We start from the raw sequence: 10,803 nt of genomic DNA on the forward strand, positions 1-10,803 counted from the left end.
CCCTAAAAAATCGCTCAATCAGATAACCCAAGCACTGGAAACACCTGAGCTTAATTTTGTTCGTTCATCTCAAACCCCATCTGAAAATACCGTGAGCTGTAACGCCTTATCTCAGCGTACAGAGGAGGGGAAAGTCCTATTAAAACCGCTCGACTTAACTTTTAAAGCAAATACATTCACGGCCATTGTGGGGGCGTCTGGCGCTGGAAAAAGCACGTTATTGAATTTGTTGGCGCGCTTGCAAGACCCTTCACAAGGCGTAGTGCGGTATGGCAATAAAGATATCGCTCAATTATCGCAAGCAGTGCTCTGTAGTAAGCGAGGCATATTATTTCAAGATAACCGGCTGTTTAAAGGCAGTTTACGGCAAAATATGACTGCCAGTTCAGAAGAGATCGATGATCCATCAATCATCGCCATGCTTCAACAACTCAATATCGATGCAGATCATACTTTACTAGATGGAGATGTAGGTGCTGGCGGGCAAATTTTCTCTGGTGGACAAAGGCAACGTTTGTGTATTGCAAGACTACTATTAAGCCGTCCTGATATTATTTTGATGGATGAGCCGACAGCTAGCCTTGATTACATCAATACTGCCGCTGTTATTGAACAGCTACTCACTGCCAACCAGCAGACACGTATTGTTGTGACTCACCAACCGATGCTTGCCAGCCAAGCCGATCATATTATTGTGATGGCATCTGGCGAAATCGTTGACCAAGGAACACATGCAGAATTATTAGCCCGTGAGCCTTGGTATCAACAATTTATCAGCGGCAGCCTTTAAGAATATCAGCCTCGCTTACCAAATAAGCGATGGCTGAACTCTTCAATACGGCGATGCTCAAGCCTATTTTGCATCGTCAGGCTCCAACTTGCAGACAGCCCCGCGGCTCCTAGCAAACGTTGATATAACTCTTCATCGAATGGGGCATGAAAAGCGATCATAATCGCTTCTTGAACAGAAATATCGCTATTACGACTTAAAAGGGTGATCGGTGTTGCGGCACTGACTGACCCCGTCTTTATCACTCGATACAACCAACCACAACGACCATTTTCTTGCATTATTTGAGCAAAGTTTTCAACGCCTGTCAGGCCATTGAGCTTATAGCATGGCGAGCGTGGTTGGGTGACTTGAATACGAGCATCACCCCAAGCATAAATATCACCAATAAAGACATTCTCTTCTGTCATACCTTGAGTCGAGATATTTTCACCAAACGCTGGTGGCGTAAAAAGAGATTCAAGTTCAGGATAAGCATTAGCCCAGAATTGATAGTGCTCTGCCGGATAATGGCATAGCGCCCGATCAGGGCCACCATGAAAGCGTTTTTCAGCTTGCTCATCTCCCTCAAGCCCTAATTGCCCTAATGGCAACGGCCCATCCACTTGACGCTTATGAATAGCGCTCTGACCACAATCTAATGTGGCTTTGACTTCGCCGATATAGACTTGAGGATGAATTTGCATTGCGATTACACCTTTATCGTGGCTTTAAATTCAATGAACTCATCATTATCACGTTGAACGAGCATCAGAGTTCAATTTACTAGAAATTCTGTACAATACTTCAATAAGTTATGCATAGCACTATAATAAATCAAATAGATAATAACTAACCAAACGAGTGAAAACCATGAAAACTTAAAGTACTCCAAAAATTTCCATGGACTCGCAAACATCCGATACATCATTATGCCCGGTCTGCGTATACTAGGTTTATCTTTCGGCCATGCATACCAAAAAAGCCACATAAGAATAAAAATCACCATCGCTTGTGCACCATGTGCAGGCCCAATATCCAAGCCAGTGATAAAGAATAAGAGTACCCCAGACAGACCAAGAAAAAAGATCAGGATAACGAATAACGTTATAAAAAATTCACTGACCAAAAATACAGTGAATGCTTTTTTCCTAGAATGAAGCCCAAACATAATCAGGTCATTGAAAAATAAATAGAATAAAATAATCACACCAGCAACTATTGCCACGCCGCTATTAACATCAGGCTGAGTAGCAACCATGTTCAATAACAATCCCCAAAAAATACATAAGAAGACCCCGCGCCAGTTGAACGCTAGCCTAGGCTGCTGTATGAAAGATAAAATAGCAGGGTTAAATTTATCCTTTAGCTCTGGGTATTCACTGGTTCGTTGTTTCACTTGCTCAGCGATTTGAGGGATCAATCCAGGTATCAAGCGAACTTTATAAGAAACTTTCTCATTTTTACTCGTCAGTACACGCAAAGATTGAGAAACGATATAGTCTCCATGGACAGCATCAATCTGACACTGCTTCCATGCTCGAGCCACCTCAGTCTGGCGTAGCTGTTCAGTTAATGCGTTTTGAATATAAAACGGGATAATTTGCTCTGAGTTATATTCATCAAGCCGCCAGCCTAATAGAGACGAAACATGTTCCACAACAGCTTCGGTTAAACCTTCTTGCTCTGATAATGCCCACGCAAAATCTTGATGAAATTGCTGATGTGTCTGCAAACTGCCTTTTTGACAGACGTTTTCCCACAATTCGACTAATTCACGTTTTGCCGCGTTTTCATCAATAATAAACAGCTTCGCGAGCCAATCAATTAACTCTTGGGTATAAGCTGTTTCAACAACCGGTAATTCATTAATCGATGGTTGATAATCATCTAACAACACATCTGAAAATGGGTAAGTAATCCGAATTTCAGACAGCTCTTGCTGTTGTTGATCATCATTAACGGCTTCTTCATTAACAGCCTCTTGGTGTAAGAGGCTTTCTAAATGAGGCACATCAACGTCTATATTCGCCTGCTCTTCAACATATTCATCATCGGCAGATTCATCATCATAAATAGCGTAAGCGGCATATCTTTTTGCCTCCTCAAAAGCTTCACGTAATTGTTGATACTCTTCAGGGTGGCTATCGGGTCGATATTTTTTTACCTGCCGCGCATAAGCACGCCGAATTTCCTTTTCATCGTTTGTTTGAGTGATTCCCAATGTTTGCCATATACTCATTAATGCGAGTCTCCCTCATAGCGACTCAAAAATTGTTCCACTTGTTGACGAATGGCCGCAATACGACGTGGATCTTGGCTATCGAGTGCTCTTTCAAACTCCGTTGTGACTTGATCCATCCAATAGCGATCCTCACCCAGTAAAAACTCATATAACCGAGCACAGCGTGACAATAACACGCGATTCTCTTTTCTATCCCTCGGATGCTGTTTTAAATCAGCAATTTTTAATAAGCTTTGTTCGATTTGCGCTTCATTCATTTGCCCCGGAACTTTCTCTATCACTAGCCGAAACACCTCAGGGTTACCTTGATAACGACACTCAACTTCTAGTAATCCATCAACGGTATAGGTAAACCGGACATCAATATCCACTTCTCCAGCAGGCTTCTGAGGGATATCAATCGCCATCTCCCCCAAAAATACGTTATCTTGGACGCGACGCGCTTCCCCCTGATAAATCTTTAATAAAATCATTTTTTGGTTATCTTCAATCGTGCTAACCGTTTGCATCTTGCTCACAGGTAAAAAGGTATTTCGCTCAATTAAAGGTAAAAAATAACCCGAATCATAATGGGTTCCGTTTCTTTTTGAGGTTTCAATCCCCAAAGAAAATGGCATTACGTCGGTTAAAATAACATCATCAAGGGCTGTATCTGCCATCACCATACCCGCTTGAACCCCTGCACCTAATGCAACGGCTTCATCTGGATTAAGGTCATGGCGAGGAAAACGTCCAAACAGACGCGCTACCGTTTGTCGGATAAGTGGCATTCGTGTTGCACCACCAACTAATAAGATGTCGTCCAAATCATTGAGAGTAAAACGAGAATCATGCAAAGCCTGCAAAATAGGTTGTTGCAATCGTACTAATAAAGATTGGCAACAAGAAGCTAGCTCCTGATCTGTCATTGTCCAATGCCAATCCTGATCATTCCACCGTAGCGAAGCCGTCGCTTCATTGCTTTGACCTAATGCGATTTTTAATGTTTCTGCTTGTTTGAGTAATTCCGCGCGAATATCTGCTTGGGCTTCTTTCAGTTCAGGATGCTGCTTTAACATCCACAGATAAATAGCTTCACTGAAATCATCACCGCCTAAACGGACATCGCCACTACTCGCACAAACCTCAATAACGCCTTCAAACATATCAATTATCGAAACATCAAACGTTCCCCCACCAAGGTCAAAGGTTAGGTATTTGTGTTCTTTGTTTTCGAGTAACCCAAAGGCCAACGATGCCGCAGTAGGTTCATTCAATAACCTTAAAACATTTAGCCCAGCGAGTTGTCCCGCTGTTTTAACCGCCCGACGCTGAACATCATTAAAATAAGCAGGAACCGTGATCACTGCATCTTTGACGGGGTAACCAAGCCAAGCTTCAACATCCTCTTTTAATTGCCGTAATAATAAAGCAGAAAGCTCCTCAGCCCGAAAAGTCAGAGAGCCTAATGATAACGTTGCATCCGTGCCCATAAAGCGCTTAAAGCTGGCTTGGGTTAAATGGGGGTGACTCTGTAGACGTTCACGAGCGAATTTTCCGACCAAGATCTGGTCATCATCATCAAGAGCAACAACAGATGGCGTTAAAACATCACCTTGTTTATTGGGTACTAATACCGCTCGCCCTTCAATCCATAAACTCACTGCACTATTACTGGTCCCAAGATCAATCCCCATAACCATGTCAGCCGCCATATTATCTCCCTTATCATTCACTTTATTGAATTATTACTGGATAGAATATCAATCTGTTTTTTGTACTTATGAGACACATTATGAACAAAACACAAGATATTAAAACGAGACAAAGCTGAGATTAATAGAAAAAAGAAAAAGAGAGGCATAAAAAAAGCGCAACCCCAAAAGGGTTACGCCCATCTAATTATCATTTAATTTAATGAATTATTTAGTTTTTTCTGCAAAACGTTTTGCAGCTTCATCCCAGTTAACGACTGACCAGAATGCTTTGATGTAGTCAGGACGACGGTTTTGATATTTCAGATAATAAGCGTGTTCCCAAACATCAAGACCAATAATTGGGTAACCTGAAGTACCAGAAATCGCTTCACCCATCAGAGGGCTGTCTTGGTTAGCTGTAGAAACAACCGCTAGCTTACCGTCATCTTTTAGAACTAGCCATGCCCAGCCAGAACCAAAACGAGAAGCTGCTGCTTTCTCAAATTGTTCTTTGAAAGCGTCAACACTACCAAAATCACGCTCGATAGCTGCTTTCAGATCACCGCTTAGTTCAGTACCTAATTTTAGGCCTTTCCAGAACAGGCTGTGGTTTGAGTGACCACCAGCATTGTTACGAACAAAAGTACGTTGATCAGCAGGAACTTTATCCAATTGTTGGATCAGATCATCAATGTCTAGGTTAGCCAGTTCAGGTAATTTTTCTAACGCAGTGTTAGTGTTGTTAACGTAGGTTTGATGATGCTTGGTGTGATGGATTTCCATTGTTTGCTTATCGAAATGAGGTTCCAGCGCATCATAAGCATAAGGTAAAGCAGGTAATGTATAGCTCATTGTATTTGTCTCCAGTGACTTATTGACATATACCTCTATATCTCTCACTCAATGCCAAGACACATAGGGTATACACTTCAGAAACTTCACACCTTGTGAGTCGGTATCAATTATAGTTATTTTACTGTTAATGAAAATCATTATCAAACCCATGATATTTATATGGTCTTTCTCATCAACTATCATTGTTGATTTATTTAGCAACTAATACCAATATCGCCCTGCTTTGTTTTTCTTTAATTCTACCCTTATGCAGATAATCAGATGATTAATCTAATTGACGATTTCGCATCAAATGATAATCCTGTTAAATCCATTACAATTAATACGTGATCTCCCGCTCAAAAGAAAAACAAATTTATATTTCCTGCTTTAGTTAACCATTTTTTGACATAGTATTAACATCTGCAAGGAGATAAAAATATGACTCAAATAACTAAGCATCCCGTTACTGCTGAAATTGCAGAAAATGCCCTGATAAACGAGCAACAGTACAACAATGAGTATCAACTCTCTATTCAAGACCCTGAAACGTTTTGGGGGGAGAAAGGAAAGGTTGTTGATTGGATTAAGCCGTATACCCGAGTAAAAAACACCTCCTTCGATCCTGGCCATATCAGCATTCGCTGGTTTGAAGATGGCACCCTTAACTTAAGCGCTAACTGTTTAGATCGTCATCTGGCAGATAAGGGCGATCAAACCGCAATCATATGGGAAGGTGATGACCCTTCTCAATCAAAAAATGTCACTTACCGTGAACTGCATCATGATGTTAGTCAGTTCGCTAACGTATTAAAACAACATGGTATTCGTAAAGGCGATGTTGTCGCGATTTACATGCCAATGGTGGTTGAAGCTGCCGTCGCAATGTTAGCTTGTGCTCGCATTGGGGCGATTCATACTGTTATCTTTGCTGGCTTCTCTCCAGAAGCGGTATCGGGTCGTGTTATCGACTGTAAAGCAAAACTGATTATTACAGCCGATGAAGGCCTACGTGCTGGCCGCTCAATACCTCTCAAGAAAAACGTTGATGACGCATTAACCAATGCCAATGTCACCACCGTTAAGAATGTCATTGTCTACCGTCGTACTGGGAATGTTCCAAGCTGGGTAGAAGGGCGTGACTTATGGTGGCACGATGTGATTGATGGCGTCAGCGCCGACTGCCCACCTGAAGAAATGAACGCAGAAGACCCATTATTCATTCTGTATACTTCAGGCTCAACAGGTAAACCAAAAGGTGTACTGCATACTACTGGCGGTTATTTAGTCTATGCAACACTCACCTTTAAATATACTTTCGACTACCATCCCGGTGAAGTGTATTGGTGTACTGCCGATGTTGGCTGGGTAACGGGTCACAGCTATTTGTTATATGGCCCTCTATCTAATGGTGCCAAAACATTGATGTTTGAAGGCGTGCCTAACTACCCTGCGGTCAATCGCATGAGCCAAGTGGTCGATAAGCACCAAGTTAATATCCTGTATACCGCGCCGACTGCTATCCGCGCCCTAATGGCTGAAGGTGATAAAGCCATTGAAGGCACCAACCGTAGCTCGTTGCGTATCCTAGGATCCGTTGGTGAACCTATCAACCCTGAAGCATGGGAATGGTTCTATAAGAAGATTGGTGATAGTCGTTGCCCAATTGTTGATACATGGTGGCAAACAGAAACTGGCGGCTTTATGATCACTCCGCTGCCGGGAGCGACCATGCTAAAACCAGGCTCAGCAACGTTACCTTTCTTCGGGGTTCGTCCTGCTCTTGTTGATAATCTTGGGGAACCATTAGAAGGTGCAACAGAGGGTAACCTCGTCATTGTTGATTCATGGCCTGGTCAAGCACGTACCTTATTTGGTGACCACGAGCGTTTTGAGCAAACCTACTTTTCTACTTTTAAAGGTATGTATTTCAGTGGCGATGGTGCTCGCCGCGATGAAGATGGCTATTTCTGGATCACGGGCCGTGTTGATGATGTATTAAATATTTCCGGTCACCGCCTAGGTACTGCTGAAATTGAATCTGCATTAGTTGCACACCCAAAAATTGCAGAAGCAGCCGTTGTTGGTATTCCTCATAATATTAAGGGGCAAGCTATCTATGCTTATGTCACCTTAATTTCGGGGGAAGAGCCTTCACCTGAGCTATATACCGAAGTTCGTAATTGGGTTCGAAAAGAAATCGGTCCAATTGCAACACCTGATGTTCTACACTGGACGGACTCTTTACCTAAAACCCGCTCCGGTAAGATCATGCGCCGTATCCTACGTAAAATTGCCTCAGGAGATACTAGTAACTTAGGAGATACTTCCACACTGGCAGATCCTGGCGTTGTCGAAAAACTACTCGAAGAAAAACAATCAATGAGTATGTCATAAGCCTGAAGGTCGCCTTTATGGCGACCTTACATACATTCCAATAAGACGATAACAGAGGAGAACTCTGATGAATGCTACTGCTTATCAAGAGGTAGAGAATAACCCTCGCTTTAAAGAATTGGTAAGGAAACGCGGTCGATTTTCATGGTTGTTGTCAGCTATCACATTAATATTGTATGTCGGTTTTATCTTTCTTATTGCTTTTAACCCAAGTTGGCTTGGAACGCCGATTAGTGAAGGATCCTATATCACACGAGGTATACCTATTGGTGTAGGATTGATTGTCATCTCTTTCTTATTAACTGGCCTATATGTTATTCGGGCAAATGGTGAATACGACCGTTTAACGGCTGAAATCTTAAAAGAGGTGCAAAAATGATAAAACTCCTTCCTCTCATCTTACTTTTCGCCTCTTCAGCCGCATTTTCTGATGCACTGACAGGGGATGTCGAGCGGCAACCTGTGAATATTCAAGCCATTATCATGTTCTTGTTATTCGTCGGGTTTACTCTCTATATTACTTATTGGGCATCTAAAAGAACGCGTTCTCGCTCAGACTACTACACCGCAGGCGGTAAAATTACAGGTTTTCAAAACGGGATGGCCATTGCGGGTGACTTTATGTCCGCAGCCTCATTCTTAGGTATTTCAGCACTGGTTTACACCTCCGGTTATGATGGCTTGATCTACTCCATCGGCTTCTTAATTGGCTGGCCTATTATTCTTTTCTTAATTGCAGAACGCTTACGTAACCTCGGTCGTTATACCTTCGCCGATGTTGCGTCATATCGATTAAAACAAAGACCAATACGGATACTGTCTGCCGTTGGCTCTCTTGTTGTCGTTGCACTCTACCTCATTGCACAAATGGTTGGTGCAGGGAAGTTGATCGAACTACTGTTTGGTCTTAATTACCATGTTGCCGTCGTAATTGTAGGTATTTTGATGGTGTTATACGTCCTATTTGGTGGAATGTTAGCCACTACATGGGTACAAATCATCAAAGCAATTCTCTTATTAGCAGGCGCAACATTTATGGCCGTAATGGTCATGAAACATGTTGGTTTCAATTTCAATACCCTATTTAAAGAAGCCGTCGAAGTACATAAAAATGGCATTGCCATTATGAGCCCAGGAGGATTAGTTTCAGATCCTATATCGGCTTTATCACTTGGGCTAGCGCTGATGTTTGGTACAGCAGGGCTACCTCATATCATTATGCGTTTCTTTACGGTCAGTGACGCGAAAGAAGCTCGTAAGAGTGTGTTCTATGCAACAGGTTTCATTGGCTACTTCTATATTTTAACTTTCATTATCGGTTTTGGTGCGATTGTTCTTGTTAGTGCAAACCCTGACTTTAAAGATGCAGCAGGCAAATTGATCGGTGGAACAAACATGGCCGCCGTACACCTTGCAGATGCCGTCGGAGGGAACTTCTTCCTTGGCTTTATTTCTGCTGTTGCTTTCGCCACGATATTAGCTGTTGTTGCGGGGCTAACACTCGCCGGCGCCTCAGCGGTTTCCCATGACCTTTATGCCATGGCAATCAAAGACGGTAAGGCAAATGAAAAAGAGGAGTTACGTGTATCCAAAATTACGGTAGTGATATTAGGCTTTGTTGCTATCGGGTTAGGTATTTTGTTCGAAAACCAAAATATCGCCTTCATGGTAGGCCTCGCATTCTCTATTGCTGCAAGCTGTAACTTCCCTATCATCCTGTTATCGATGTATTGGAAGAAATTAACAACACGTGGTGCCTTAGCAGGCGGATGGTTAGGACTTATTACCGCCGTTGTGCTGATGATATTAGGGCCAACTATTTGGGTAAGCATCTTACATCATGAGAAACCTATCTATCCTTATGAGTATCCTGCATTCTTCTCGATGATAGTGGCATTTGTCGCTTCTTGGTTATTCTCTATCACAGATAACTCAGAAAGAGGCAAATTCGAGAGAGAACGCTTTAGAGAGCAATTTGTACGTTCACAAATTGGCTTAGGTATTGAGCAAGGTAAATCTCACTAACCCTTAATATTACCTCTAGAAAGAAACATAAAAAAAGCGGCTCTTAATAAGCCGCTTTTTTAATCTGTATAAAACCACGTTATCTCGCATAAGTCATTTTTTCAGTGTTTACCCACTCATCAACTAACTCAAAAAAGCGTGCTGGTTGGTTTTTTACTTCGACTTTAAAGTTCTCAAACTCAGATTTGTTATTAGGTACATACATTGATAATAATATATTTAACGATATTTCTTTGTTCGCAAATTTCTGGCTAATATTAAATGCCTTATAGAGGATCGCCGCCAATACAAAACTAACCACTGCTATACCAGCCATAGCAGCAAAACTGTAATCTATGTGTAGAAGCTGGCGAGCCTCATTCAGTAGTAAGAAAGGCGTAAAAAACATCACCAGCAGAGATAAGATAATTGCCCCATCTTGACCATTGTTGAATTCGTGTTCCTTTTGCTTATTAACGGCAACAATATCCCTAAATATTTGGCTATTAACAGATTTTATATTCTTCATTATATTCACCTTGATAAACAAGCGCATTATCGTGTGTAAAAATCATTCATAACATCTAATTAAGTTACTTATTGATAGTATATGTTTAACTTTTTGCAACATCAATTTAACATTTGTTATCTATTTTAATGGGAAAGTATCTTAAGAAGAGTAGGTAAATAGAAGATATAGAACAACAAACCCGATGATCACAAAACCGTGTTTATGGCCTATCTATTGATATTAAAAGTAAAGTTGAAAAATGAGCTAACTTAAACGGATTTTATTTAACATTTAAACAAATTAATTTATAAAAAATTAATTATTAAAGTTATAAAGCTTGCTTATCGATACTCATTACCTTTTTCCC

At 41.5% G+C, this 10,803-nt stretch carries 9 protein-coding genes; 4 read left to right on the top strand and 5 right to left on the bottom strand.

Features of this window, described 5'->3' with window-relative positions:
- Positions 1 to 790 (top strand): ATP-binding cassette domain-containing protein (locus tag PSE69_RS19225; protein ID WP_272675321.1); only part of this gene is annotated, 790 nt, incomplete at its 5' end.
- Positions 791 to 795: 5 nt separating this feature from the next.
- Here the strand turns inward: PSE69_RS19225 and yiiM are convergent.
- The 4 genes from yiiM to sodA form a co-directional block, all read right to left on the bottom strand.
- Positions 796 to 1,476: a 6-hydroxyaminopurine reductase gene (yiiM, locus tag PSE69_RS19230; protein WP_004916078.1), complete on the bottom strand. Its 681-nt coding sequence runs from the start codon at positions 1,474 to 1,476 to the stop codon at positions 796 to 798.
- A gap of 71 nt (positions 1,477 to 1,547) precedes the next feature.
- Positions 1,548 to 3,011 carry a J domain-containing protein gene (locus PSE69_RS19235; protein WP_121874963.1) on the bottom strand — a complete coding sequence of 488 codons (1,464 nt, stop codon included), beginning with the start codon at positions 3,009 to 3,011 and terminating at the stop codon, positions 1,548 to 1,550.
- Positions 3,011 to 4,708 (bottom strand): Hsp70 family protein, encoded by a 1,698-nt coding sequence (locus tag PSE69_RS19240; RefSeq protein WP_121874962.1) that lies wholly within the window; start codon positions 4,706 to 4,708, stop codon positions 3,011 to 3,013. The genes PSE69_RS19235 and PSE69_RS19240 overlap by 1 nt, the downstream gene beginning before the upstream one ends.
- Before the next feature lie 207 nt (positions 4,709 to 4,915).
- Positions 4,916 to 5,542, bottom strand: a complete 627-nt coding sequence (gene sodA / locus PSE69_RS19245) for a superoxide dismutase [Mn] (RefSeq protein ID WP_014657135.1) — start codon at positions 5,540 to 5,542, stop codon at positions 4,916 to 4,918.
- A 423-nt stretch (positions 5,543 to 5,965) separates the two neighbouring features.
- Here sodA and acs point away from each other — a divergent pair, with 423 nt between their 5' ends.
- From acs to actP, 3 genes are all read left to right on the top strand, one after another.
- Positions 5,966 to 7,921: an acetate--CoA ligase gene (gene acs / locus PSE69_RS19250; RefSeq protein WP_004916080.1), complete on the top strand. Its 1,956-nt coding sequence runs from the start codon at positions 5,966 to 5,968 to the stop codon at positions 7,919 to 7,921.
- 67 nt (positions 7,922 to 7,988) lie between these two features.
- The gene (locus PSE69_RS19255) at positions 7,989 to 8,300 is read left to right on the top strand and encodes a DUF485 domain-containing protein (protein ID WP_004916081.1); all 312 of its coding nucleotides are present in this window, start codon (positions 7,989 to 7,991) and stop codon (positions 8,298 to 8,300) included.
- Entirely contained in the window at positions 8,297 to 9,946 is a 1,650-nt protein-coding gene (actP, locus tag PSE69_RS19260; protein ID WP_004916106.1) for a cation/acetate symporter ActP, read from the top strand. Before PSE69_RS19255 ends, actP begins: the two co-directional genes overlap by 4 nt.
- Before the next feature lie 79 nt (positions 9,947 to 10,025).
- On the opposite strand, the gene PSE69_RS19265 is transcribed toward actP, so the two are convergent.
- Positions 10,026 to 10,454, bottom strand: a complete 429-nt coding sequence (locus tag PSE69_RS19265) for a hypothetical protein (protein ID WP_014657136.1) — start codon at positions 10,452 to 10,454, stop codon at positions 10,026 to 10,028.
- Between the last annotated feature and the right edge of the window lie 349 nt (positions 10,455 to 10,803).

The organism is Providencia sp. PROV122 (assembly GCF_028482365.1).
In the GTDB taxonomy this organism is placed as follows: domain Bacteria; phylum Pseudomonadota; class Gammaproteobacteria; order Enterobacterales; family Enterobacteriaceae; genus Providencia; species Providencia stuartii.